The sequence below is a fragment of the Glutamicibacter sp. AOP12-B1-11 genome, assembly GCF_052379245.1.
Lineage (GTDB): Bacteria > Actinomycetota > Actinomycetes > Actinomycetales > Micrococcaceae > Glutamicibacter.
The window spans coordinates 1-25604 of record NZ_JBQSYL010000029.1 but is presented as its reverse complement, the minus strand read 5'-3'; the positions used below and the strand labels follow the sequence as shown (position 1 = coordinate 25604).

24 protein-coding genes are annotated in these 25604 nt (G+C 61.7%); 11 read left to right on the top strand and 13 right to left on the bottom strand.

The window, feature by feature from the left end:
- Nucleotides 1-71 precede the first annotated feature (71 nt).
- The 4 genes from ACT3UQ_RS15890 to ACT3UQ_RS15875 all read left to right on the top strand — a co-directional run bounded on the left by ACT3UQ_RS15890 (nt 72) and on the right by ACT3UQ_RS15875 (nt 3008).
- A complete protein-coding gene (locus tag ACT3UQ_RS15890; RefSeq protein ID WP_444637507.1) occupies nt 72-986 on the top strand; it encodes a LysR family transcriptional regulator in 915 nt (304 codons plus the stop codon).
- Between the two features lie 131 nt (nt 987-1117).
- A complete protein-coding gene (locus ACT3UQ_RS15885; RefSeq protein WP_096254358.1) occupies nt 1118-2134 on the top strand; it encodes an FUSC family protein in 1017 nt (338 codons plus the stop codon).
- A gap of 146 nt (nt 2135-2280) precedes the next feature.
- Nucleotides 2281-2424 carry a hypothetical protein gene (locus ACT3UQ_RS15880; RefSeq protein ID WP_219844245.1) on the top strand — a complete coding sequence of 48 codons (144 nt, stop codon included), beginning with the start codon at nt 2281-2283 and terminating at the stop codon, nt 2422-2424.
- A 14-nt stretch (nt 2425-2438) separates the two neighbouring features.
- On the top strand, nt 2439-3008 hold the full coding sequence (locus ACT3UQ_RS15875) for an Lrp/AsnC family transcriptional regulator (RefSeq protein WP_219843906.1): 570 nt from the start codon (nt 2439-2441) through the stop codon (nt 3006-3008).
- 10 nt (nt 3009-3018) lie between these two features.
- Here the strand turns inward: ACT3UQ_RS15875 and ACT3UQ_RS15870 are convergent, their stop codons facing one another.
- From ACT3UQ_RS15870 to ACT3UQ_RS15840, 7 genes are all read right to left on the bottom strand, one after another.
- Nucleotides 3019-4467, bottom strand: coding sequence for a PepSY-associated TM helix domain-containing protein (locus tag ACT3UQ_RS15870; protein WP_170947721.1), 1449 nt, complete (start codon nt 4465-4467; stop codon nt 3019-3021).
- A gap of 39 nt (nt 4468-4506) precedes the next feature.
- A complete protein-coding gene (locus ACT3UQ_RS15865; RefSeq protein ID WP_096254357.1) occupies nt 4507-5709 on the bottom strand; it encodes a Dyp-type peroxidase in 1203 nt (400 codons plus the stop codon).
- On the bottom strand, nt 5709-6281 hold the full coding sequence (locus ACT3UQ_RS15860) for a copper chaperone PCu(A)C (RefSeq protein ID WP_444637506.1): 573 nt from the start codon (nt 6279-6281) through the stop codon (nt 5709-5711). The genes ACT3UQ_RS15865 and ACT3UQ_RS15860 overlap by 1 nt, the downstream gene beginning before the upstream one ends.
- A 398-nt stretch (nt 6282-6679) precedes the next feature.
- Nucleotides 6680-7303 (bottom strand): hypothetical protein, encoded by a 624-nt coding sequence (locus ACT3UQ_RS15855; RefSeq protein WP_096254355.1) that lies wholly within the window; start codon nt 7301-7303, stop codon nt 6680-6682.
- Between the two features lie 187 nt (nt 7304-7490).
- Nucleotides 7491-8255 (bottom strand): amidohydrolase family protein, encoded by a 765-nt coding sequence (locus ACT3UQ_RS15850; RefSeq protein ID WP_258138623.1) that lies wholly within the window; start codon nt 8253-8255, stop codon nt 7491-7493.
- Complete coding sequence (locus ACT3UQ_RS15845) at nt 8189-8620, bottom strand: hypothetical protein (RefSeq protein ID WP_240520446.1); 432 nt, start codon at nt 8618-8620, stop codon at nt 8189-8191. Before ACT3UQ_RS15845 ends, ACT3UQ_RS15850 begins: the two co-directional genes overlap by 67 nt.
- The gene (locus ACT3UQ_RS15840; RefSeq protein ID WP_444637505.1) at nt 8617-9342 is read right to left on the bottom strand and encodes a transposase; all 726 of its coding nucleotides are present in this window, start codon (nt 9340-9342) and stop codon (nt 8617-8619) included. The genes ACT3UQ_RS15845 and ACT3UQ_RS15840 overlap by 4 nt, the downstream gene beginning before the upstream one ends.
- On the opposite strand from ACT3UQ_RS15840, the gene ACT3UQ_RS15835 reads away from it, so the two are divergent.
- A complete protein-coding gene (locus tag ACT3UQ_RS15835) occupies nt 9304-9567 on the top strand; it encodes a hypothetical protein (RefSeq protein ID WP_181148334.1) in 264 nt (87 codons plus the stop codon). The genes ACT3UQ_RS15840 and ACT3UQ_RS15835 overlap by 39 nt on opposite strands.
- Before the next feature lie 197 nt (nt 9568-9764).
- Here the strand turns inward: ACT3UQ_RS15835 and ACT3UQ_RS15830 are convergent, their stop codons facing one another.
- Nucleotides 9765-11339, bottom strand: coding sequence for a PucR family transcriptional regulator (locus ACT3UQ_RS15830; protein WP_444637504.1), 1575 nt, complete (start codon nt 11337-11339; stop codon nt 9765-9767).
- 244 nt (nt 11340-11583) lie between these two features.
- On the opposite strand from ACT3UQ_RS15830, the gene ACT3UQ_RS15825 reads away from it, so the two are divergent.
- From ACT3UQ_RS15825 to speB, 5 genes are read left to right on the top strand one after another with little or no spacing between them, the layout of a single operon-like run.
- On the top strand, nt 11584-11772 hold the full coding sequence (locus tag ACT3UQ_RS15825) for a hypothetical protein (RefSeq protein WP_105650512.1): 189 nt from the start codon (nt 11584-11586) through the stop codon (nt 11770-11772).
- A gap of 52 nt (nt 11773-11824) precedes the next feature.
- The gene (locus ACT3UQ_RS15820; protein WP_096254349.1) at nt 11825-13258 is read left to right on the top strand and encodes a purine-cytosine permease family protein; all 1434 of its coding nucleotides are present in this window, start codon (nt 11825-11827) and stop codon (nt 13256-13258) included.
- A 13-nt stretch (nt 13259-13271) separates the two neighbouring features.
- Complete coding sequence (locus ACT3UQ_RS15815; RefSeq protein WP_444637503.1) at nt 13272-14285, top strand: alcohol dehydrogenase catalytic domain-containing protein; 1014 nt, start codon at nt 13272-13274, stop codon at nt 14283-14285.
- 33 nt (nt 14286-14318) lie between these two features.
- The gene (locus ACT3UQ_RS15810) at nt 14319-15863 is read left to right on the top strand and encodes an aldehyde dehydrogenase family protein (protein ID WP_219843905.1); all 1545 of its coding nucleotides are present in this window, start codon (nt 14319-14321) and stop codon (nt 15861-15863) included.
- Nucleotides 15864-15893: 30 nt separating this feature from the next.
- Entirely contained in the window at nt 15894-16844 is a 951-nt protein-coding gene (gene speB / locus ACT3UQ_RS15805) for an agmatinase (protein WP_096254347.1), read from the top strand.
- A 75-nt stretch (nt 16845-16919) separates the two neighbouring features.
- Here the strand turns inward: speB and pdxR are convergent, their stop codons facing one another.
- From pdxR to ACT3UQ_RS15780, 5 genes are all read right to left on the bottom strand, one after another.
- Nucleotides 16920-18413, bottom strand: coding sequence for a MocR-like pyridoxine biosynthesis transcription factor PdxR (gene pdxR, locus ACT3UQ_RS15800; RefSeq protein WP_444637502.1), 1494 nt, complete (start codon nt 18411-18413; stop codon nt 16920-16922).
- Nucleotides 18414-18527: 114 nt separating this feature from the next.
- Complete coding sequence (locus ACT3UQ_RS15795; protein WP_444637501.1) at nt 18528-19805, bottom strand: MFS transporter; 1278 nt, start codon at nt 19803-19805, stop codon at nt 18528-18530.
- Nucleotides 19805-20872: a sugar phosphate isomerase/epimerase family protein gene (locus tag ACT3UQ_RS15790; RefSeq protein WP_444637500.1), complete on the bottom strand. Its 1068-nt coding sequence runs from the start codon at nt 20870-20872 to the stop codon at nt 19805-19807. Before ACT3UQ_RS15790 ends, ACT3UQ_RS15795 begins: the two co-directional genes overlap by 1 nt.
- A 902-nt stretch (nt 20873-21774) precedes the next feature.
- Nucleotides 21775-22269: a hypothetical protein gene (locus ACT3UQ_RS15785; RefSeq protein WP_444637499.1), complete on the bottom strand. Its 495-nt coding sequence runs from the start codon at nt 22267-22269 to the stop codon at nt 21775-21777.
- Nucleotides 22262-23809 carry a sodium/proline symporter gene (locus tag ACT3UQ_RS15780; RefSeq protein ID WP_105552567.1) on the bottom strand — a complete coding sequence of 516 codons (1548 nt, stop codon included), beginning with the start codon at nt 23807-23809 and terminating at the stop codon, nt 22262-22264. Before ACT3UQ_RS15780 ends, ACT3UQ_RS15785 begins: the two co-directional genes overlap by 8 nt.
- Nucleotides 23810-24036: 227 nt before the next feature.
- On the opposite strand from ACT3UQ_RS15780, the gene ACT3UQ_RS15775 reads away from it, so the two are divergent.
- The coding region (locus tag ACT3UQ_RS15775; protein ID WP_444637498.1) for a PucR family transcriptional regulator ligand-binding domain-containing protein at nt 24037-25604 on the top strand (1568 nt) is incomplete at its 3' end.

The window sequence follows — 25604 nt, the reverse complement described above, 5'->3', positions numbered from 1 at the left end:
AGTCCAGCCGATCCGCACTCCGGCCTGAACAGCGTCCGGCCTTGCATCCGCATCCATGATGCAATGGATCCATGATGTTGAAGCAGTTGGAATACTTTGTGGCTCTGGCCCGCGAACAGCACTTCGCGAGGGCCGCGCAGTTCTGCCGCATCTCCCAACCGGCGCTCTCGGAATCCATTCGCAAGCTCGAAGACGAACTGGGCGTGCCGCTGGTCCGCCGCGGGCATTCTTTCCAAGGGCTAACTTTGGAAGGCGAGTCGGTTCTGCGTTGGGCGCGGCGCATGCTCAGCGACAGGGACTCCCTGCGCCAAGAGGCTCATGCTTTGCGATCAGGGATCAAGGGATCTCTGCGCTTGGGCGTTGTTCCGGCCGCGGCGACCACCGTGGTCCAGCTGACGGACCCATTCGCGCGCGTCTACGACCAGGTGGGCATCGTCCTGGAATCGAGCCTTCGCTCGGCTGACATCGTGCGCCGCATCAAGAACTACGAACTGGACGCCGGGCTCATCTATGCCGTGCCCGAGGACCTCGTGGGGTTGCGGGTAGTCCCCCTGTACGCCGAAGAGCATGTGCTGCTCAGCGCGGTCGGGATGTTGCCCGAAGATCGCACCCTTGCAGGCTGGAGCGCAGCGCTGGAACTTCCGCTATGCCTTTTGGACGGCAGCTTGCGGGGCCGGCAAGTACTCGATGCCGCGCTTGCCGCTAGCGGAATGCGCGCCGAGCCACGCATAGAGTGCGATTCCGTGGCTTCGCTCATTGCCTACGTGGCTACCGGCCAATGGGCCAGTATCGTCCCCAAGCAATGGCTGGATCCCTTCGGGCTGCTGCCCGGACTTGAGCAGACGGCCTTGGTCGCTCCGCACGTCAAAGCCCAGATGGTGCTCGTGATGCACTGCGCGCAATCGCTGCCGCCGGTGCCACGAGCTTTCTTACAAACTGTGACCAAGATCTTCCCGAACGCCGATTACGCTACTGACCTAGCATAATAAGGTCGATCTATTGATCCATTGGAAGTAATTCTTGGACATGATCAAGCCTGCTCACGGACACTTGAACCACCGGGTGATTTTGCGCCGTCGCGAAGCTCAACGGACTAGGGAAAGTAGGTTCAACGGGCATGGACGTCAGGCTTCGCACGACGTCCGCGTGGGGCACACCAAACTGGCAGCTGCTGCGCGCGGCGCATCGACCCGAGCTGCGGCCGGCCTTGCGGGTGGGGTTCGGCCTCGCCATTCCCGGAATCGTCCTGCTGATCCTGGGCCACGGCGAGCTGATGGTCTATGCGGTCTTCGGCTCGGTCGTTGGAATGTACGGAAGAAATCCGAATCGCCTGCAACGACTCAAGGACCAGGCACTCGCGGCGGCGATGATGCTTGCCGCGGGCATATCGGCAATTTTCATCGCCCCGTGGCATCTGGCCCCGTGGCCCTTCCTGGCCGCCGGAATCATGGTGGCATTATGCAGCTCGCTGTGTTCGGATCGGTTCGGCCTGAAACCCGGAGGGTCCTTCTTCCCCCTGTTCGCGTTCGGCGCCTTGGGAAGCCTGCCCGTCGGAGAACAGCTTGCAACATCGGGTCTCGCGGCGTTCGTTTTGACCGCGATGTTCAGCATCGTGCTTGGCCAGACGGCCCGGTTCGTGGGATCCGAAAGGCGGAACACCGGACGCGGACTGCCCTGGCAAGAGATCTTGCGCCGAGCGGGCTGCTATGGCTGCGTCGTCCTGCTGGCAGGATCCATCGCGATGCTGCTGGGCGTGGATCATCTGGCGTGGGTCATGGCCAGTGCCGTCGTGCCGCTGGCGGCAGGCAACGCGCGCGGCAGACTGAGCCGAGGGGCGCATCGCGTCGCCGGCACCGTCGCCGGCCTGCTCGTGCTGCTGGGCATCTATTCTCTTCAGCTTCCCGAGGTTTGGCTCGGGCTGGCCGTCATCTTCTTGATGTTCCCCACCGAAGGCTACATGACCCGGAATTACGGACTGGCACTCAGCTTCTTCACCCCGCAGATCATGCTCATGCTGGAGTTGGCTGACCCGAGTGTGGATGCCAGCGTGATGCTTGAACGGGCGTTGGCGAACCTCTTGGGCGTGTCGGCCGGAATTCTAGGTGCGCTTTTTTTCGACCCGAAACAGCGCTGAGGCTTCCAGCTCCGCGCCGGGCACCGCCAATGCCGCCAAAAGCGCCAGGGCGAAAGCCGCCCATGATTCGATTCCCCTGCCAGCCCTCCGGTCCGCCAGCATGTTTCCAGACTCAGACCAGGCGCCAGATTCGTCAGGATTTGTCCATGGTTGGGTCAAAGGGCAATTCGGTCCAATCTCCTGAATTGGATTCGGTTGAATGGGCGGTACCGGAATTACTGCAGGTGGATGAGTCCATGCCGAACAAGGAAATCGCCGCCAAGGTCGAAGTAGCCCCAACACCTGCTTAGAGCGGATCAGGTGGATGCGCCGCAATGGCTCCGTCGAGGCCGCTTGCGCCCATGCGCTGCCGAGTCTGCAAGGCGAGGGCGAGCAGGCATTCTTGGGCATCCAGATCCGTCCTCATGCCCGCGACACCGCCAACGACTTCGCGCAGACGGCACCGGCCTTGCCCGAAACTCTCGCGCTGTACAACGTCAGCGGCAGCCAGGACTACCTGGTCCATGTCGCGGTGGCCAACAGCGGCGAGCTGCAGCACCTGATCATTGACGAGCTGCTCGCCCTGCCCCTGGTCGCGCACTGCGAGCTGTTATCTCTTCCTCAGGACATCTCCACTGGTCCTGGCAGGCCTGGCCCGGTGACAAGATCAATGACGCCACTCCAATCGAAGCCCATGAGGAGCTTGCCCTGCCGAATTACGGCCGGCCCTTCAACGACCCTTCCGGATTGGCCGCTGGCACGAATCCTGCTTCTTGATACGGCTTCACAAATTGCATCTCTGAGCGCGCCTTTTACGAGGCACCGAGATCGATCTTTCAGGGAAGAAAAGTGCCCTCCGCGCATCGCACGCAGGGCACTGTTCAAACACCACTGAGGCCAGCTGGCTACTTGGTGGCCGGCCGTTTGCTCTTGGCTCGATGAATCCAGCCAACGACCAGGTCCGCGAGCAGGAACAGGGCCAGGCTGATCCCCATAAGAGGCAGGAAGACGCCGACGGCAGCTGCAGCCAGCAAGACCAACGGGATGCCCCACCATGGGGCGCGGGTTAAGCCGCCACGTGCAGGGGCTTTGCCCATGCGTAGTGCGGGATTCTTCGTGGGGCGGCGCTTCCACCACATCGCATAGCCCAGCACCACCATGGAGGCGATGGCCGAGGCGACCAGGAACAACAGGATCTGGTTGGGAAGTCCGAACATGGAGCCCATGTGGATATCGATTCCCCATCGCGAGAGTTTCGCGGCGAGGCTGAACTCCCTGAAATCAACACGGTCCACGACGTCCAGTGTTTGCCCATTGATAGAGACCGCGTCGACTTCGGTCGGGTAGGACCGCTGGATCTCTTGGACCACCCACGCCTTTCCTTTCGCGGCTGGCGGCTTGATCTCAACCAGTCCCGTATTGACGTTGACTTCCTTGGCGATCGAGAGCATGGTATCGAATGCCGCCGGGTTCACCGAGTCGCCGGTTGGCGCGGGCGCGGCCCCGTGGTGATGGGCGTGCTCATCACCTGCACTGCCCTCCGCGGCAGACAGCTCCGTGCCCACCGAGGGGGTTCCCCAGTTCAGCGCGGCGCGCAGCTCACTGACATTCGCGCCACCGTAGGTCGACCAGGTGATGCCGGTGGCGGAGAGGAAGAATGCGCCGAGCAAGACCCAGATCCCTAGCGATCCATGCCAGCTGGCCAGGCGCCGGTAGCCTTTTGCCTTGACAGCGGGGCGGATGAGGTCTTTTTTTCGCTTGGTTTTCCTGATGCGCAGAATCCACAGGCCAAATCCTGCCAGGGCGATAACTCCCAGCCAGGAGGCTGCCAGTTCGCTATACATGCGCCCCGGCTCACCGAGCTGCAGGTTGCGGTGCAACTGGTCAATCCAGGTCCGCAGGGGCAGCGCACCGCTGGTCCCGTAGGCGGTCAAGTCTCCGCGGATTTCAGCGGTGGCCGGGTCGATGAAAATGGCCCTGGTTTCGCTGGCTCCCAGGTTCTCGTCCGCATACATCACCCTGGTGGTATCACCGGGGTGCGGTGCCGGGCGAACCGCAACCAGCGCATCATCACTGCCCAGGTAGGTGTTGGCCGCCTCAACTTGATCGGCCAGCGGCAAATAGGAATCAGCTATCGGCGCGCGCAGCTGATCGGCATAGACAGCCTGTTCGATTTGCGGAGTAATTGCATACAAGGCGCCGCTCACCGCGGCCACAAGGATAAACGGGCCGATGAAGATTCCCGCATAGAAGTGCAGCCGTAGCAGCAGCTGGCCGAGCCATCCCTTTCGGGTGGGCCCCGAAGGCACGGGCGGTGGCTGGGATTCCGGGGTCGTGGTTTCCAGAAAAGTCATGAACGGTCCTTGAGGGAAAAGTAGGAAGAGTACAGGTGGCTAGGCTGCGAAAAGGGTTTCACCGATGAATCCTCCTTCGGCGCAGCCCGGGGGGATCAGGAAGACGGCCGAGCCGATGGGAGTCGTCCACTGGTTCAGCGCGTCAAGGTCCGATAGGCGTTGCTGCATCGGGGTGTATTGCTTGGCCACGCTCTTTTGGTAGGACACGAAGATCAGCCCCGAATTGGAGATGTCATTCCCGTTGGGCGGCTCGTCGTAGTTGTATCCACGCCGGAAGATCCGCTCGTTCGTGTTATCGGACCGGGCTCTGCGGATGTGCGCCTGCGCGGCGATGACCGTGAACCCCAAGGCGTTGGTCGCTTCGAAGTCAGGCTCATCGTGTTCTTGGGTTCCCGTGGTCGGAGCTCCGTTGCCCAGGGTCCGCCCAACACTGAATTCCCGGCCGGAGCGGTCAAGCTCATCCCAGGTATCAACATCCATTCGGATGCGCCGAAGGACCATGGTGGTGCTCCCATCCGCGTTCCACACCACAGAGTTGAAATCCTCCGAACCGGGGATGGGATTCACGGTCCCGTCGACTTGTCCGAACAGATTCCGCATCGTGGTGCCGCTGGCCTCGGATCCCCGTGATCGGCGGAACCCGGACTGCACCCATTTCACCGAGGCAAACCGGCGGGCATCCTTGAGCATCATCCGTTGGGCATGCGCAACGGACAATGGATCGTCCGAAGCGATATGCAGCAGCAGATCCCCATCGTTCCAGCGTTCTTCGAGCCGGTCGATCTTGAACCCCGGCAACGGTTGGCCTTCGCTGGCCGAGGACCCCGCGAGTTCCATGAGTTTCGGACCGAATCCGAAGGTCACGGTGAGCCGTGCTGGAACCGTGCCCAGTTCCGGTTCGGTGTCTGCCAAGGCCGCTTGGCCTTGGGTGAGCCTTGCCGCGTCATCGCTGAGCAACCGGAGCAGGCGTTGCAGGGACTCGTGGTCAAGGTCATCGCGCAAATCCAACGCGATGTAGTTGGCGTGGGCTTGGGGCTCGGTGGCGATTCCTGCCTGGTGTTCGCCGTAGAACGGAATCACGGTTTGGCCGTGCAACGGCTCCGAAGCGCCGGCTGGCGCAGCAGCGCCGGCCAGGGAGTCGATCCCCAGAGCGGCGATCGCTCCCAGTCCGGCTGCGGCGCCGCCGAACAGAATTCCTCGCCTGCTAGGGCCTGATTTGGCGGGTGTGTCTTCGTGTGGCATTAGTGATCGTGGGCGCTTTCGGATGCGGAGTCGCCCTTGTCCAACTCGTCATGACCCATGCCCTCGTGCTCGGAGCCCTCATAATCTTCATTCGCGCCGGCGAAGTCCTTCACCGGGGCGGTGATCTCGAAGCTGGTGTCATCGGAGAATTCCAGGCTCATGTTCACGACGCTGCCGGGCTTGAGCGGTTCGGCGAGGTCCATGAGCATGATGTGGCTTCCCCCTGGTTCAAGATGCAGTTCGCCGTGGGCGGGGATGGTGAATCCGCCAGTTTTTTCGCGCATCACCATGGCCCCGGATTCGTTGGCTACCGTTTCGTGCAGTTCCAGATCGCTGGAGGCCGGGCTCGTGACCGAGGTGACGGTGATGTCCTGGTCTCCGGTGTTTTCAATTGTGCCGAATCCCGCCGACATCCCCTCGTCGATAGCCTTCACCCATGGATCTTTCATGGTGACAGAAGCGCCAGCTGGAGCCGGGTTGCTGTTAGCAGCAGGGGTGGCGGCGCAACCCGCCAAGGCGATCAACGCGGCAGCGGATAGGGCAGTGGTGCGCAGGGCAAAAGAAGTTTTCACGGTTCATCCTAGGAGAATGAGGGAAGCACAAATAGGGTGCTCCGAATCAGTGCTGCTGTGGAGCCTGAAAACACCGATGTTGCTATCGGCGGTCAGGGAACATTGTGCTGGGCACAGCAGGGGAGAAAAAAGCCCTGGTCGAATAGGGCTTGCGAAGGTGCGGTGCGAGGCAGGACTGGTTGGCCTCCGGGGTTCAGGACGGAGGACGCACTGGAGACTGGAAAGGCAACGCTGATAGAACGAACTCAGTGAGATTCGTTCGCCAGCATGCTTTCAGGAAAAATCATTGTGCACGAGCGCAGTAGCTTGTCCTGGGATGGGACATGGCAGAGCCCGATTCCGGGTCCTTTGCAAACAGGAGCGGAAAAGTCGCAGCCCAGAAGGACTGCAAGGTTGTCTTACACCGTTGCCAGTACGGGCGGGCCCCTGCGAACGACAGACGTGGCATACACGGCCACCGTGCAGGCAGGGATTTCGCGCGGTTCCACAGGCGCTGTCTGCGGGCGCACTGGCTGATAAGCGAAGTTGACCAGGCGCCAGAAGAGTTTCCAGGTGAACAGGCCGATGATCTCCGAAGCCGCGATGAGTACCTGCTCGCTGCGGTGAAGCACCAGAACGGTAGCGAACCCCGCAAGGAAGTGCGCCAGCAGCATGCTGCCATCGCCGTGGCTTGCCATGGTGGTACTGGCCGAGCCGGTCACATCGACCGCCAGGGATATTCCATGATGTGCGTGGATGCCTTGCCCCGCGGTTGAAAGAGCGGAATGACCTGCTCCCATGGAGAACAGGAGGTGGAAGAGCATCTGGCTGAACCCCACCATGATGGACAACCGCCAGAACGTGAACCGTTTGCCGCTGAGCAAGATGCAGACCATGAGCGACAGGGACAGCGGTAGCGCGATGTTCAGGATGTCCGGTATGGCTCCGCCCGCAAGTACGTGGGAAACCAGAGAAACGGACGTCGCGAAGAACGCGGCGGCGGTGCCTCTGAGAGCACGTGTTGAACGGGAGGATTTTTGCACACCACCAGTATTACAGACCGGGCACCGTATTTCGACATCCTGTAAAACTCTAGAATACGGCCCTCTTGCTCCGGGGTGCAGTCATTTCCGCAGACGAGGGCGGACCCCGCAAGCCAACCCTGGCACGTTGAAGGATCGATACCGTGCTCGCGCGGCGGTCATCCCGGTGCCAAGGCGGTGCCGGTCTTCAAAATTTCGGGCATAGCCTACCGGGGGTACCGGCGGTATTGCCGGGGTGAAGCGTTCCGTGCAGCTCCGAATGTCGCGGGCCTGTCCGTTGTGCCTGTCTGGGACTTGGCGTGCTGCACACGATCCCTTGAATCCACCAACTCAGAATGGCTCGCTGACCGACAGTACCCTCAACCCGTGGCACCACTCGCCCGTCACGGATGACGGTGCGGTCGGCGCCGCGCTCCATGACGGCCGAGGCAACCGTCTGGCCATCCATCAGCACTAGGTCCGCACGGTCTCCCACGGCTATGCCCGGTCGGTCGGCCACGGACGCCAGCCGCGGCATCTCGCGCTTCATGATCGACGCGCCGCCCATGGCGGCCACGGCGAGCGCATGTTCGATCTGCTCGTCTTTGGGCATGCCGTACACGAAGGCCAGCTGCCAGGTCCGGTCCAGCATCTCGCAATTGACATAAGGGCTCCAATAGTCCCATTGCCCGTCCTTTCCCAGCCCGAAGCGCACCACGGGTTCGGCCAGGCCCAGCAGCGGCAGGAGGGTGGAGGTGCTCGGTGCGACCGAGGTCAGCGAGAAGTCCAGCTCGGCGAAGGTGTCGCTCAGCTTCCGACTGGTGGCTTCGCCGACTGCGCCCAGTCCATAGGCGTGGGACAGGTTGACCCTGCCTTCCATGCCCAGCGCCCGGGTGCGCTCGGCAATCAGTTCCGCGGAAAAGACTCCCTGCGTGCCCGCCTCGTGCAGGTGGATGCCGATGTCCACCTGCACGAGGCGGCCAAGCCGAACACCACATCCAAATGGCGGACCGGGTCGCGGTCCAGCTCGCAGGGATCGATGCCGACCATGAAGTCGGCACCTGCCTTGAGCGCGTCTTCCAAGTATTTCCCTGTGCCCGGCTCCCGAAGGATGCCGGGCACAGGGAAGACCATGATCTGCACGTCGGCCTCGTTGGCGAATTTCTCCTTGATGGCTACCACGGCTTCATATTTCACGAGCATGCAGCCCACGTCCACCTGGGCAAAGGTACGCCAACTGGTGGTGCCGCGGGCGATCATCCGTTCCAGGGTTCCGGCCACGCGCTCGGGCAATCCAATTTCCACGTCGCGCCAGTTCTCCCGGTCGTTGCCCATCATGCCCCAGACCCCGGGACGGCTGGTGTGCTCGCGGAAGGGCAAGCCGACGCGGGTCGAGTCCAGGTGCACATGCTGGTCACCAATCGGTAGGTTTCGGTGCGTCTGGTTGTCTCGGCATGCACGGTGATGTTCGCGGTGAGCCCCCGCACCGGTTGTCCGGCCAGCACTGAAAGATAGAATCCGTCCGGCAGTATCTGGCGCACCGGCAGCTGCCGTCCGAGCTTGACCCGCACCAGGAACTGCGCGCCGGTCTTCCGGAGCTGGTGCAGCAGCCCGGCGGAGGCGAAGTTCCGGTCGGCCATGATCAGCATCCCTTCATCCATGGAGCGCAGCAGCTGCGGGGTGTAGGTGGTTTCCCCGATGGTCGTCGGCCCGAACACGACATCCATGATGCTGCGCGTGCCGCAGGCGATCAACGCCAGCAGGCGGGCTTGCGGGTACCCGGTCCCGCCGTGGTGACCGGCATGCTTCGAGTATTTGTACCGGTTCTGCTCGATGTCCGCCAAGGTCAGGATCGTCCCATCGATCGCGCAGAGCCGGTACCGTCCGTAGAACGATCCTTCCCGGCTGGCCGTGGCGGTCGGGCCGCGCAGCGTGGCGTGGAAGAGCTCCAGCAGTGGGCAGGCCGATTGCCGGACGACGCGGATATGGCAGAAGCGCTCACCGGATATGTCATGGACCTTTTGGGCGAGAACAGCACCGCCGCCGTCTTCGAGTCGCACCTCTATGCCCTGGCCTACACCAGGCTGGCACTGCGCAAGGCCGCCGCGGATTGGGACCTCGGATTGACCCGGGTCCTGTGCCACCGCTCCGATGAGATCACCGGCAAGATGCTGGGCGTGGCATTGTGCGGCCTGCAGCTGCAGTTGGTCCTGTCCGATCAGATACCCGACCGGGAAGTAGTCGCGAAGATCTTCCGCCGCGCATTGGCCGGGGGCGCGGGCTAGTCGGGAAACCGACGGTCCGGGAGAACTGCGAGACCGCATCGATCTCGCCCGCCTGTTCTCCGTGCGAGCGCGAAACAACAGGTCATGCAGGCAGGCCCCGGGTCCCGGTGCCAGCCTGGTCAGGCTCGATTCCCTTTCGGCAAATGCGGCAGGAACGCCGGGGCTTCGAGGGACTGAGAATTCAATGCGCGCATGGATTACAGGCCCTCCAGCCGATACAACGCCAAAGCCATATGCAAGGAAGTGCGCGTGTCCGCATTCTCCACGTCGATGCCGAACTCCTCGTGCAACCGCCGAAGCCGCGCGTAGACGCTGGGGCGGCTAAGGTGCACCGACCTCGACAGTTCCGCGATATTTCCCGTGGCGCCCAGATATGCCTCCAGAATCGCCAGCAGCTCCGGCTCCTCTTTCAAAGGACCAAGCTGATCCCGAACGAAAGCTGCGCCCTCGGGGGTGCTCACGAGCGTCTGAAGTATCCAGCGGAACCCCAGATCGTGCGCCAGGTAGTACTTGGGCTTGCGCACCACCATGCTCAATGCCCCGCGCGCCACTCGATAGGCTTCGAGCAGTCCGTCCGTCGCGGCCCGCTTCAATGATTCGAAGCTTCCGGCAATTCCCATACTCCATTGCCGATGGCCAATTTCTGATTCAACGAGCCGGTAAGCTCTTTGCAGCAGCACCTCGGGGTGTTCATGAGAAGCCAAGCAGAACATCATTCCAACGGCTTCCGATTCGTCGCCTAGTCCATTGCGCACAATCACCGGGACCGGGAAATCCTCGAAGGCGATCCGCAATCTGCGAATCAGCGAACTGAGATCATTTTCTTCGTCTGCGCCCGAAGCAATGCACAACACCGCGGGAATCAGCTCCAGCACATCTGTGACCCCGAAAAGGCGCAGGCGCAGCCATGCGCCTTGTTCCGTTACGGTTTGATTGGTCCGCAGATCCGCAATGGCATCAGCCAAGAATTCCTGGCGCAGCAGGTGCAGCCGGTCAAGGTCTCCGCTCAGCTTTTGCCCGAGAATTCGGGAAAGCCGATCCAGGATGACCGCGAATCCTGCCGACTCGCGCCACAACGGGCAGACGATGCGTCCGACCCTCCGGCCATCGACGAATACTGGATTGTGCACCCACTGCTCGCCAGCCAGCTCAAAACGGCCTTGCTCCAACCCCCATGCTCGCTGGCGAGACTGCGCATAAAGGGACATCTGCTCCATGCCTAAACCGCGCTGGAACAGGACTACCGACAGCTCGTCTTCCAGGATCAGCGGCCTATCAAGCAGGTCCGCCGCGGTGCGGAGCAGATCAAGAACCGAAAGCTGTTCGGCGACCGGAGAACTCAGAAAATCCGCCACCGCGTCGGGGCCGGAAACCACCATCGCGGATCGCGAAATCTCATTATAGGCTTCGATGATTTCGATGAAACGCGCGCGGTCATCGAGCAAGACCACGGGGAAGCTCATGGAAGTAGCCGCCGTGCGAAGTGCCGCCTTGACCGGGGCCTCGTCGGCCAAGAAGGAGAAGACCACTCCGCTGGCCCCGGAGCGATGGAGCTCGTCGAGGAACGCGGCTGCCTGTTCAACGGATTGACTCAACCCCAATCCCGAGCACAGGATCAGCTCCCCGCCCTCGATGAGTCCTGCCAGATCCGCGGATTCGGCGATGTGGATTCCGCGCACGTCATCGTCCAATCGTGTCCCGTCACCGAGGATGTGGGGACGCGATCTGTTGAACGCCGGGTTCTGAAGAAATTGGCGGATCGTCAAGGGCATTTACAGAGTGTAACACCGCGCTCCGCCAAGTGATTACAGTTCACCTGTTGCCCGGATCACATCCTGGCCGGAAGATGGATACAAGTCCGAAACGACCGAATACATCACGTCATACCCGGATTTATGGAATATCAAAGTACGCGGCCACCAGAGGAAACCCTCAACGGATGAGCCGCCGTCCGGCTCGATTCACCACACCGGGCCTTCAAGCAGCAACTCGAAAATCTACACAGAAGTGGTCGCCATGAACACTGCAAGCTCACACGACGCCACCCCCGACGAGCAGGCCTTCCTCACCGAACGAAGTCACGTGTGCGAAGACTTCGCAGCGCATGAAGCAACGCATCAAAAGGGGCAGCTCTCCCGCGGCGAATACCTCGTCGTCGGACTCCTTCTCGCCATTGCCTACGTCTTGACCCTCGCACTCCAATAGCCTCTCGCCCGGAAATTCTGAGAATTCCGGACCCTCCTGAAAGCGAATTCACATGGATTACGCCATCGAAGCAGAACGCGGCAGGGCACCGCTCCCGCCGAGCAAGCGCCTCTGGGGCTTCTGGGAATACACCTGGGCCAACGCTGCACTTGCCATTGCCACCTGGGGTTTCCTGATCGGTGGGTCACTGGCGCTGGTGGTCGATGTTAAGCAAGGCTTGTCGGCAATCGTTCTTGGCAACGTTCTAGGAGTGCTGCTCGTCGGACTGGCGGTCTCGGTCAGCGCAGGCAAGTACGGCACCGAGCAATACACGTTCATGCGCAGCGTCTTCGGACACCACGGCAGCCGGCTGATCTACATCGTTGCCATGATCCTGCTCACCGTCGGCTGGCTGGTCGTGCTGGGCATCATGTTCGGCCGTTCCATCGACTCGGCCGTCTCCGTGGTGCTGCAACGCGAACCGGAGCCAACCGGCTGGCATATCTACGCGATCACCCTGGTTGCCATTGCCATCACCGCATTCGTCGTGGCCAAGGGCCCCACCTCCATCAAGGTCTTCAACACCATAGTCGCCCCGGCCCTGTTCCTGGTGATGGGCGTGATGATCTACATCTTCCTGAAGGATTCCAGCCTCGCCGAGCTCCTGTCCCTTCCGGCACTGAGTCAGCCGTTCGATTCGAACGCCGTGAACTTCATGATCGCCGTGGAAATCAACATCGCCGCAGGCTTCTCATGGTGGCCGTATCTGGGCAACCTGTCCCGCATCACCAAAAACGAGCGCGTGGCGTTCTGGCCAAACCTGATCGGAATCGGCGCAGCGGCCTCGCTTGGCGAAGCGGTGGGCCTGGTCGGCGCCATCAAGTTCGGCAGCGCGGACCCCACGCAGTGGATGACCGAGTCCGGCGGTTTGTGGCTCAGCGTGATCGTCCTGCTCTTCGTCGCTTTTGCCAACGTGACGAGCATGGCCAATATCCTGTACACCGCAGTGGTCGGATTACGGCAGATGTTCGACACGCTGCTCAGGAGATTCAGCTGGGAACAGCTGGTGGCAGGATTCTGTCTGGTCCCTGCCGTCGTCCTGTTCGTCCTTCCCGGACTCTACGACGGATTCATGGTCTTCCTAGTCTGGACCGCGGCGCTGTATAGCGCCCTGACCGGCATCATGATCGTGGACTACTTCATTCTGCGCCGCACGCACGTGGCGCTGAAGGACCTGTTCATCGAAGGCAAGGCCTCGCGCTACTACTTCACCGGCGGGTTCAACATCGCAGCGATGTCGGCCTTCGCCATCGGAGCCGCCGTCTTCACGGTGACCTTCAACCCGTATTCCTTCGAGCACAGCGAATGGTTCCGCTACACCACCGCTTCGCTGCTGGCCGCCGCCGCGGCCGGCAGCGTGTACTGGATCGCTTCAAGACTCTTCATCCTGCCCCGCGGACTGGGTGCGTACACCTCCGATTCGACCACTTCAACTACCACTAAATAGGAGCTGAACCGCAATGACCAATACCATGCTTGCCGCCTTCTACACCGAAGACAACGCCCCGCTCGACCTTCGCCAGACCCGGATCCCGACCCCGGGCAAGGGCGAAGTGCTGATCAAGATGGAAAGCTGCGGCGTCTGCCACACCGACGTGCATTTCTGGAAGGGCGAAGACGAACTACCTCGCGAGAAGCCGGCGATCCTGGGCCACGAAGGCGTGGGCACCGTGGCCGTCCGGGGCGAAGGCGCAGACCTTGCCCTCGGTGCCCGGGTGGGCGTCGGGTTCGTCTACGAGGCCTGCGGCAGCTGCCGCGAATGCCGCCGCGGCCTGGAAACCTACTGCCGCGATTCGAAGGCCACCGGAGTCCATGTAGATGGCTGCTTTTCCGAGTATGTCATCGCCCCGGCCGCCTGGGTCTCGCTGATCCCGGAAGAACTCTCCTCCGCGGATGCCGCACCGCTGCTCTGCGCAGGCGTCACCGCCTACAGCGCGGTCCGCAAGGCCCAGCTGGAGCCGGGGTCCGTCGCGGTGGTCTTCGGTCTGGGCGGCCTGGGCCAGTACGCCATTCAGTGCGCGGCCCTGTACGGCGCCAAGGTGATCGGCATCGATCTGGATCCCGCCAAGCTCGAAACCGCCAAGGAACTGGGCGCCTACGCCGCCTACACCCCGGGCGATGACGCCGTGGCGGCTATCCAGGCCCTGGGCGGCGCCGACGCCTGCCTGAGCTTCGCCCCCTCCCCTCAGGTCTTCCGCAGCATGTTCGACCTGGCCGCACCGACCGCTCGTTTCATCCAAGTGGCGCTGCCCAATCAGCCGTTCAGCTTCGCCGCGGCAGAAATCATCGATCTGGGCATCACGATCATCGGCAGCGCCGACGGCACCCGGCTGGAGCGCGACCAGGTTCTCGCCCTCGCCAAGGAGGGCAAGATCAGGTCCACGATCAAGACCCTCCCCTTCGCCGAGATCAACGATGCCTTCCAGGCCCTGGACCGGGGGCAGGCCGAAGGCCGCCTCGTCGTCAACTACTAGAGCTCTTCGAGCACGAATCCTTTGGAGCAGACCATGACTTCGCCAATCAATACCGAGGCAGCAATGAAGACCTTCGAGAACCCGCAGGCCTACCTGGCCGCCTACAACGTACCCGCCGGCGTCCAGGAATTCCTGGGTCGCCAGCACGAGCTGTTCATCAACAACGTCTGGCGGCCGGCCTCCGACGGCGCCACCGTGGCGGTCATCGAGCCCTCCACCGGCCAGCAGGTCTCCACCCTTGCTAGCGCCACCGTCGAGGACCTGGAGGAAGCCGTCGCGGCGGCCCGCTGCGCCTTCGAATCCGGTGGGTGGGCTACGCAGACCCCGTTGGCCCGCGAACGCATGCTGCACCGCTTGGCGGACCTGATCGAAGCGCATTTCCAGGAGCTGGCCATCCTGGAATCCATCGACGTGGGCAAGCCTCTCGCCGAGGCCGAGATGGACATCCAGGGCACCATCGATACCTACCGCTACTTCGCAGGCTGGGCCTCGAAGATCTCCGGCCGCAGCGGCGAGCCAGCAGGACTCGAAGGCAACTACGTTGCCTATACCCGCAAGGAACCGGTCGGCGTCATCGGCGTCATCGTGCCGTGGAATTTCCCGTTGCAGACCTTGGCCTGGAAGCTGGGCGCGGCCCTGGCGGCCGGCTGCACCACAGTCGTCAAGCCGCCCGAGGTCACCTCGCTGACCACCCTGCGCTTCGCCGAATTGGCGCTGGAGGCCGGCATCCCGGCAGGGGTCATCAACATCCTCACCGGTAAGGGCTCCACCGTGGGCGCGGCGCTGGCCGCGCATCGGGGCATCGACAAGATCACCTTCACCGGATCTACCAAAACCGGGATGTCGGTGGGCCATGCGGCCCTGGAGAACATGACCCGTATGACCCTGGAACTGGGCGGCAAGTCCGCGGTCCTGGTCTTCGAGGACTGCGATCTGGACAAGGCCGTGGAAGAAGTCGCCTTTGGCATTTTCTTCAACGCCGGGCAGATCTGCGACGCCGGTTCGCGCTTGTACGTGCAGAGCTCGATCTACGACGAGTTCATGGACAAGCTGGTTGTCAACGCCAAATCATGGAAACTGGGCCCGGGCCTGGATCCGGAAGCCACCATCGGCCCACTGGTCTCCGAGGCCCAGTACCGTTCGGTGACCGACCTGATCAGAGCCGGTGTGGAGGAAGGCGCCAAGCTATTGTGCGGCGGCCCAATCGACGACGGCGCCACCAACTACGTGGCGCCGGTGATCTTCGGAGACTGCACCAACCAAATGGTCGTGGTGCGCGAGGAGATCTTCGGCCCGGTTCTGGTGGCCCAGCGATTCTCCACCGAACAGGAGGCGCTGGCCCTGGCCAACGACAGCGATTACGGCCTGGCCGCCACCATTTACTCACAGTCCCTGAACCGCGTGCACCAGTTATCCAAGGATCTGAAGGCCGGTTCCGTCTACGTCAACGCGCAGAGCTCCATCGACGCGGCCATGCCGTTCGGCGGCTACAAGAAATCCGGCTTCGGCCGCGATCTGGGCGCGGAACAGCTGGACTACGTCACCGAAACCAAAACCGTGTGGATCACCCTTCCATAGGCTGCGCAAAGAATTCCAAGGAGAACCATCATGGTTGATTTCGTCCCCGTCGGCCCCGTGCCCGCCACCGAGGTGCCACGCTACGCAGGCCTGGGCACCTTCGCCCGCCTGCCACAGCTTGGATCAGTGCCGGACTACGACGTCGCAATCGTCGGCGTACCCTTCGACGGCGGAACCTCGTTCCGCCCGGGAGCCCGCTTCGGCCCCTCCAACGTCCGCGAGGCCTCGCGCCTGCTGCGCCCGGGATTCCACCCCGAACTGCAGACCACCGCGGTCCAGTCCGCGCAGTTCGTGGATGCCGGGGATTTGTCCTGCACCCCCTATGACAACGCGCTGGCCGTGCAGCAGATCCAGGAGCAGGCCACCCGCCTGGTTGCCAAGGACAAGACCGTGATCGCCATCGGCGGCGACCACACCATTGCCCTGCCGATGATCCGCGCGACCGCGGCGGTGCACGGGCCGGTGGCCCTGCTGCACTTCGATGCACATCTGGACACCTGGGACACGTACTTCGGCGAGGAGATCACCCACGGCACAATGTTCCGGAGGGCCTTCGAAGAGGGGCTGCTGGTCGAGGAGCGCTCCATGCATGTGGGCATCCGCGGTCCGGTGTACGACAAGGACGACTTCATCCGCGACCACGAGTTCGGGTTCCAGATCATCCGTTGCTCGGACATCGACACGATGGGCATCCCCGCGGTCGTGCAGCGCATCAAGGACCGCATTGGCAACACCCCGGTGTACCTGTCAATCGACATCGATGTGCTCGATCCCGCCTATGCGCCGGGCACCGGCACCCCCGAGATGGGAGGCATGCACTCACGCGAGATCCTGCAGACCCTGCGCGGATTGGGAACCCTGAACATCGTCGGCGCCGATGTGGTGGAGGTCGCTCCGGCCTATGACCACGCGGACATCACCTCGCTGGCCGCGGCCACGCTGGTCTTCGAAATGATGTCGCTGCTGACCGCGAACAAGTAACGGGCAGTAATATGCTGGCAGCCGCCTGCTCACCGGATAATCCGGTGAGCAGGCGGCTGCCTCTGCGAGGCAGCACTACCAGCGATGGCCAATATGATGCAGTGCGCGGACCATGTAGCCCACGGCGTCGGGCATATGCCGCGCCTCGGTAGCCGCGAAGCCGATGAGCAGGGCCGGCGGAGCCGGCTGCTGCAGCACGTAGTCCCCCAGTGCATAGGTGTAGACCCCGCGGTCGGCCAGCTGCGCTGCCAAAAGCTGATCGTCGATTCCCGGCGGCAGTTTGGCGATCAAATGCATCCCCGCGTCCACCGGGCTGGCATGGATGAACGGATCCACCTGCCGGTGCAGTTCTTCCAACAACGCCGCCTGCCGGGTTTCGTAGATTTTCCGGGTGCGTCGGATATGCGAGTTCAGGTGCCCCTCGCGCAGGAAGTCGGCCGCGGCCGCCTGGATCAGTGTGGATGGACTCCGACCGGTCACGGAGATCGCGGCGCCGAAGGGCTGGACCAGGTCCTCTGGCAGCACCGCGTAGCCGACCCTGATAGAAGGGAACATGACTTTGCTGAACGATCCCACATGCACCACGTGCGCACCGCGATCCAGACCGAACAGCGGCGGCAAGTGCGCCCCGCGATAGCGCAGTTCGCTATCACTGTCATCCTCAATGATCCAACTGTTGCGCTCATTGGCCCAGGAGATCCACTCCATGCGACGGGCCAGGGACATGCGCACACCTAAGGGGTGCTGTCGGGCGGGAGTCAGGAACATGAGACGACCGGCCGGAAAGTCTTCCGTTGCGGCCAGGTTCGCACCCTGCTCATCAATAGGGACGCCGTGCACGGTGCAGCCGTTTGCCAGCATCGCCTTGGCCGCGGCGATGTGTCCCGGGTCCTCCATCCAGACGTGGTCCCCTGGATCGGTCATCAGCAGCATGAGCGCATTGAACGCCTGCTGCGCGCCGGTGGTGATGACGATCTGTTCGGCCGCCGGTGTGATGCCCCGAGAATCGCGCAGGTATTCGGCCACCGCTTCGCGCAGGGGCAGGTAACCCAGCGGCTCGCCGTAACCGAGCATGTCGATGGAGCGGCGTTCACTGTGGCGAGCCACCAGGGTTTTCCAGGTGCGGGCGGGGAACAGGTCGGTCCCGACTTGGCTGGCCACGAAAGTTTCGGAGTCTTCCGGGTTCCAGGAGGTCAGCGCCTGCTTGTGCAGCTCGCTGCCGCGGATTGAGGTGCTCAGCCCTGCGCGCACCGATAGTTCGGGGCGTCGAGACACCGGTGAGAAGCTGAAGTCGTTGTGCCATTCGTCGCCCACGTAGGTGCCATCGCCAGCTCTGGAACGCAGGAATCCTTCGCTGGCCAGAGCCTGGAACGCGTTAACCAAGGTAATCCGGGAAACATTGAGCTCGGTGCACAGGGTTCGGGTAGAGGGGAGCCTCGTGCCGCCGGGAAGCTGTCCGCTGAGGATCATGGTGCGGATCTGCGTGTAGATCTGTCGATGCAACGGGCTGTCTCCAGCTCGGTCCAGCCGCAGGTCGCCCAGCAACTTTCCTCCGCTTCCCTTCACCATGGATCCTTCTCCCCCCAGCAGCTTCGGACCGCAGGACACGGCCGACGACGGGCCAGCCCAGTATACCTTCGTATTCTATGGGCCGACCCGCCGTGAAATGCGCTGCCGAGGTCGCTAGGCGCCAGTGGTGACCTTTTTCGCCTTCTTAGCGGTCTTGGCCACCAGCATGGCGATCACGCTGCCGATTACTGCCAGCCCGCACATGATCGCGAAGACCAGATGGAATCCGGTGGCTCCCGGGTATGCGTCAAGGATCGCTCCGTAGATCAGGAATCCGAACATGCCCGGCGCATATCCGATGAGACAGGCAACGCCAAAGGCGGTGCCGCTGATCTGATCAGGGATGCCGACCTCATCCATCGGCGCCCAGAAAACACCGCGCATCGAGAACACGATCAATGAGAAGACCAGACAGGCAACCATGACCGGTACGGTGAATTTCTCGTCCTGTGGCAGGAAGACAATAAGCGCCATTACGGGAAGCAGGGCCAGAAAAGAATAGCTCAGGTACTTGCTGGAGCTCTTGACTTTCTTGTCGGCCAGGTAGCCGCCCAGCGGACCGCCGATGATCTTCAGTCCGTACTGGTTGATGATGCCGAAGATGCCTACCAGAGCCACCGGCAGTCCGTACACGGTGGACAGGTACGGAATGAAGTAGGTCAGCCCCACATAGACGATGTAAACCATGAACACGGTGAAGCTGACCAACCACAGCTGCGGCATGCGCGCAATCAGCTTCAAGGAATCCCCTACGGTCGGCTTGTGCGCCATAGTCTCAGCTGCCGCGGCATCCTGGATGTCCGGCGCAGAATTGCCGCGCAACAGGAAGAAAAGCAGGATGCCGATCACGATATTGATCGAAGAGTAGGCGATGATCGCGGCACGGAATCCAGCGAGGCCCGATCCCATGGCGATGAAGATTCCCAGGGCCGAGAACGCCACGATGGTGTCGATGACACCGCGGCCACCCTCGAGGAAACCGAACATGCGTCCCTGCTCGTCGCCGTCGCCCAACTGCCTGACGCTCTTGAGCAGCGCCGGCCAGAACAGACAGTCCGAGCACACCGCGAGCATCGCGAACACAACCATCATCATGTTGAAGTCCGGGAACGAGGCCATGTAGAAGCCGATGGCACCGGCGCCGATCAGGCCTGCACTGATCACGGTGCGGGTCTGGAAACGGTCAGCCAGGTATCCGCCGACTACAAACAGGGCGGTGGCCACGATCGAGTTGATGCTTAACAGCAGTCCGATTTCGGTGTTGCTCAGCCCGAGGTGCTCCTGCATGGGGACATAGAAAACGTCCTTGAGATTGGCCAACTTGTAAATGGTGCCGCCGCCCATGATCAGCAGGACGAATTTGCCCCACTTGGCCTTGTTGATCGTTTTCATTAGCAGGTCTCCTGAAGAGTTTCGTTGCGGGCCGCGTCCTCGGACGCCGATTCCAGTCGGCACATGGCAAGTTCACGCAGTTGAGCAAGGACTGTTCGAACATAGGTCAGCTGGTTGACCGCCCACTGCGGCTCTTCAACCAGCATTTCGTCCAAGGTCAGTGAGGCCGGAAGGTCGGTAGTGCTCAGATCGCGATAGGCGATAAACGGATCTTCCGGGTCATCTGCGCGGCGGAAAGCCGGAGCACGGTAATGGTTTTCCTGCTCTAGGGCGAAGGCGACCAACTGCGGTTCATCCTCTCCCAAGAGCAAAAGGTCCAACAGCATGCGCGGGCTTGGCATGTCGTCGTCATCGCTGCCTTGCAATACCCCACGGTGGCCGAAGCCTCCATCTTCCGGCATGATCTTGATGCCCTTGAGATGAACTTGGCCGATGTGCGGCGCCAAGTGATTAAGCGCGTCCAAAGGGCGCTCGTAGGCGTTGATCATGTTCCCGAAGTCGAACAGTGCATGCAGCCGGGGATGGTTTGCACGTTCCAGGATTGCTGCGATTTCGAAGCTCTTGAATTCCTCGTGCTGTTCGAAGTAGAACTGAAGGTCGTATTTCTCGGCCAGCACGATCAGGTATTGCAAGTCGCTGTCGACCATGGTGAGAACCTCGGACAGCAGGCCTTCGTAGCGTGAATACACTCGGATGTGCTCGACGTTCAGGATCCGCGCAATGCGCACCACGTCGTCGAGGTCCGTCTTGTGGGTGCTGCTGATTTCCAGATGTACTTTGAGCCCCAGCTGGTGCGCGGTGGCTCCGAACTCCCGAAGCTCCGCGTCGCTGGCCTGCCCCAGGCTGCGCTCTTCGCCATCAAGCAGGTGGATGCAGACACCGTCCAGTTCATGCTCAAAAGCGTAGGTCAGCAGGTCGCTGGGGCGGTAGGTGCCATAAGTGAAATTTCCCAGTAGCGAGTAGGCATGCGCGAACAGAGGAATCGTGTCGATTCGATCGATTAGCTTCTGTGCCAATTGCGGCGTTAGCTCTGGAATCTGCTTCTGTTCGGCGGCATCTAGATTCATTGACAGAATCTTTGCGAATCGAGACTGTACGTTCAAGATTTCCTCCTCGGCTTCGGCGTGCTGCGCATCACCCGGTGTGCTGACTCTCATTTTTAGCAAGATATTAGTCATCGAGGTATGTCCATTATCGAGGCCAGGGTTAATACCAATGGCCTAGTCCAGGAGGCGCAACGCACGGTGCCTTGTGGGCATGGGAGCCATATTGCATCTCTTCCGATGATCTTGGCAGCCAAACGGGCAGAGGGTTAGGCCAACGTGACGTGGGACCATGAGCCGGAATCATGTGATTCAAAGACGAATCCATGTCCTTACCAAAGCACGAGCCTCCAAGAGCAAGACTTCCAAGCTTCCAATTACCCTCTGAAAAGCGAAGGATGCCGGTCGGCCAGCAACACCGCGGGCTACCGCATCGCGTCAGCTGACCGTTTCCTGCCCCGGGCATGTCGACGGGATCCGTGCGCTTACCCGCGGCCTGATCATGAACAGCTCGCAGCGCAATTGCAACCCACCTTCAAGAACTCGAACCTTAGCTGGTATGCCTGCACCGGCTTGGTCCGAGAACTCCAACGCACCAGCACCGACGAGCTTGGAACTGTAGCGGGCCGCCTGCCCGAGCGACTCCATATCGATCGGCAACAGGAGCCAGCTTGTAGCAGCCGACCGTTTTGATTCGCCTTTTCCCTTGGGCCGGCGCAACGTGTGAATTGCCCACAGATGTTGGTTCCTGCATTCCCAGTCCGACTTCTGGCGAGCAGTTCACTGCATTCGCGACCCTTCACGAACTTGGCAAGTGCGTATTGCGTCCCAGTTTTCCATAGGCTTGCGCTCTGCTTGTTCCCGACTGGATTCCCGCGGAGAGACGTCGCCCAGGCGCACTGCCAGTTACATCGCGGTGCCCGACTTCAGCAGTCGATGAAGAAATAGCCTCCATTCAGCCCATCCACCATGATGCGGTAGGACTTTCCGTCGAGTTTCGCGTCGAGCACCCAGTTCGGCTTCCACACCTTGTTGACGCTGCGGTGTTCCCGCACTCCGCCTTTCCACGCCAATCGGGCGCGGCGCAGCGCGGCGGTTGCCAGCAGCGACTTGGCTTTCTGCCGTGCGGTGTCGAAATCAATGGTGTTCCATTGCGGGTCTTGCACCGGGCTGAGCTGCGTGGCCCGGTCCGGATCGGCCGCCTGCCACGGGCCGCTGATAAAAGCCTTGCCGGTGTAGTAGTCCACCAGCGCGTGGGTCCTTCCGACGAGACCGGCCAGGTGCGAGACGTCGAAGATGAAACCGGCAAACGGGTGGTGCCGCAGTCGAGCGGAGGTCACCTCCAGGCCCGGAGCTTTCGCTTGCAATATCGACTGGGCATAGTCCTCATCGACCAAGGTGCGCAGCACCAGCTCACTCATTGCGGCCGGCCATTTCGGCTTGCCCCGCCAGCAACGCGTCCTGGCCGATGAGCATCTTCGTCGGGATCGGCCCGATCTTCGCCGTCTCGTCCAGGGCCCGGACGATGCGCTCTGGAACGGGGTGGTTCGCCTGGGAAGCCAAGCTGCCGATGATCATGGCCGCGGTGGAGGCCAAGATTCCGGTGACCATCGGATCGATGCCGGTGGCCTCCGGGGCACCCGATACCTGCCAGAGGACGGAAACTGCCGTGCCGGCGATCATCGAGGAGATAGCCCCGACGGTATTGGCCTTCTTCCACCAAACCGCGCAGACATACGCCGGGACAAAGGCGCTGCCAAGTACCGTGGTGGAGAAGATCACGATGGCCGCCACCGCAGGCGGTTCAAAGGCCGCAATGGCGAAACCAATGAGCGCCAGAGCCAGCACGGTGATGCGCGAGACCCACACCATCTGCCCGTCGCTCATTTTCTTGTTGATGAAGCGCGCGTAGATATCCTGGCTGGCAATGGTTCCGGCCTGCAGCAGCAACGCGTCGGCGGTAGACATGATGGCCGCCATGATCGCAGCCATCACGATGCCCACGGCAAAGGTCGGCAAGACCGCGTCGGCGACCTCGAAGATCGCGGTTTCCGGATTGGCCAGGTTAGGCAGCAGAATCAACGCGAACATGCCGACAAGGTACGGGCCGGGAATGAATAGCAGGTTGAAGATCAGCGAGTAGGCACCGGCGGTGCGGGCTACCGACGGCTTCTTCATGGCCATGTGGCTGACCACCACATGCGGCCACCCCATATAGCCAATCGAGAAGACCAGCAGCGCACCGATGATGACGCCCCACTGTCCTTGGAACCCGAGGTCGGCGCCCCACATGGTCAGCATATTCGGGTTGATGGCGCCAATGGCTTCGTTGCCCTTGGTGAAGCCGCCAATGGCGATCAGGGTGGCAATGAGGATCCAGACCATGCCCACCACCATGATGATGGCCTGGACGAAGTCGGTGTAGGCCACCGCGAGGTAGCCGCCGAGGAAGGTGTACAGCACGATCACCCCGATGGCGATAGCCAGCGCCACGGGGAAGGACACCCCGGTGACCATCTCCAGCCCGCGTCCCCCGGCAATGAACTGCGCCAGGACATAGAAGAACATGCAGAACAGCGCCACCGGGGCGGCGATCAGCCGGATCCATTTCGACGGGTAGCGGTGTTCCAGATATTCAATGGAGGTAATGGAACCCAGAATTTGGGACAGCTTGCGCATGCGACGGCCCAGGACCGAAAGGTTCAGGATGCCGCCGCCGAGATCGCCCAATGCGTACCACATGCCAAAGTAGCCCTGTGTGTAGCCCAGGGATCCGGCGCCCATGAACATGTAGCCGGACATCGAGGAACTTTGCAGCCGCAGGGCCGTCACGCCCGGGCCGATGCTGCGCCCTCCGAGCAGGAATCCCTCGGAGTCCTGCTGGCCCTTTTTCATCGCCCAGAAGCCAATACCTGCCATGGCAATGAAGTAGATGATGAGAAAGATGATTTCGAGGCTCACCGGTTGTCCTCCACGTCTTCACGCTTCCATCCGCGGCTGAGCCACATAAATACCGCCGTATAGATTACCCAGAGGGCCGGGACCCCAAGGATGACAACGGTCGTGAACGTTGGTAGACCAAACATCGACGCATTCCCCTTCCAAAGCCAAACATTCTGTATCGTGTGAACTGAATCACCAAAGATCCATGTCGTTGACAGTTTTACACAGCGAGAGGCTTACCAACAGTGACACTTGTCGGAAAAATGCCGGCCAATCGGACAGACTGTCCGGGCAATGCGATTCTCACCGTCGAACAGCTGCTGCAACTGCCCTGCATGCTGATCGGCAGTCCGCAGGTAATCGCCGATGCCCCGTCATTGAAGCGTCACATTGGCTGGGCGCATGTCTTGGAGAACCTCAACCCCGCCGCCTACCTGCGCGGCCAGGAGCTGGTCTTGACCACCGGCATCGGTTGGAGTGCACAGGCGGAGTTTGAACCGTTTGTTGCCGAATTAGTTGAGCTTCGAGCAGCGGCCTTGGTAGTGGAGCTCGGGGCCCATTGCCCCGAAGCCCCCGCGGGTCTTGTCCGCGCCTGCAAAGAGCAGCGCCTGCCATTGATTCTGCTGCACGAGCCGGTGGCATTCGTCGAGATCACCGAGACCTTGCATCAGCTGCTGTTCTCCGCGCAAACGCGGAGAATCGAAGCAGGCGGTGAAGTGACCGAGCATTTCACCGGCCTGATGCAATTAGGCGCCCCGGCCGCAACGGTCTTGAACGACTGCGCCAGGCTTCTTGGCTGTCCGGTGGTCTTCGAAGATTCCGGATACAACCTGCGGCGCTACGCCAGCACGGTGGAACTGCCAACGGATTTCTTTGACCACTGGCAGGATCGATCACGAGCCTTGCACCTCATGGGAAATACCGAGCGCCAGGTGATTCCGGTGCAAATCCATGGCAAGAATTTTGGCTCCTTGATCGCACCGGGCTCCGCCGCCCACCCGGCCGGCTCGCTGCATGTGCTGACCATGGCTGCCATCGCCTTGGGTACCGAGCTATTGCGCACAAGAGGTCCGGCACTGTGGAAGTTCGATACGGCCTGCGAGCTGCTCGACGATCTGCTCAATAGCCGGGAAACCAGTTTGAAGCTGCTGACCGGAAAATTTGAGGCTGCCGGATTCCCGGTCAGGCAACGGGCCCTGCGTGGCTTCGCTGTGCGGCTTGCTTCGGGGCAAGACCCGAAAGCCGCAGTGAAAGAATTTGAGCAGCATGCCGGAAATGGGATGAATCTAGTTATTGGTGCACTTCATTCACCAACGCCCAAACTCTTTGGCATCGTTTCGACCGTGAGCATCCAGCTGCAAGACGCCTTCCAGCAAGCGATGCGTCTAGCAGTGGAATCCCATGCCCTCGAAGGACCCCTCTATCTGGGCGAAATAGTTGCGGGGCTCGGGCAGATCCGGACCTCGATCGAGCAGGCTACCGAGGGCTGTGAACTGCGCTTGGAACCAAGCACTTCGGTAGTCTTGGCCGCCGACTACCCGCTGGCTCTACTCACCCATGAATTGCGCCACGAACCAGCCGTGCAACGCCTGCCACAGCAAGTGCTGGCGCCGATTTTGGCCTTGGAAGCCAACCGGCGCGATGAGTGCCTTCGCGTGCTCGAAGCCTATCTGGCCTCGCCAACCAACCGCTCCCAGGCAGCAACCCGCTGCCGGCTGTCGCGTTCGGTGTTCTACCAGCGCCTCGCGCTGCTGGAATCACTGCTTGAAGCGGATCTGAATGATGCGCGCACGCTGACGGTTCTGACGCTGAG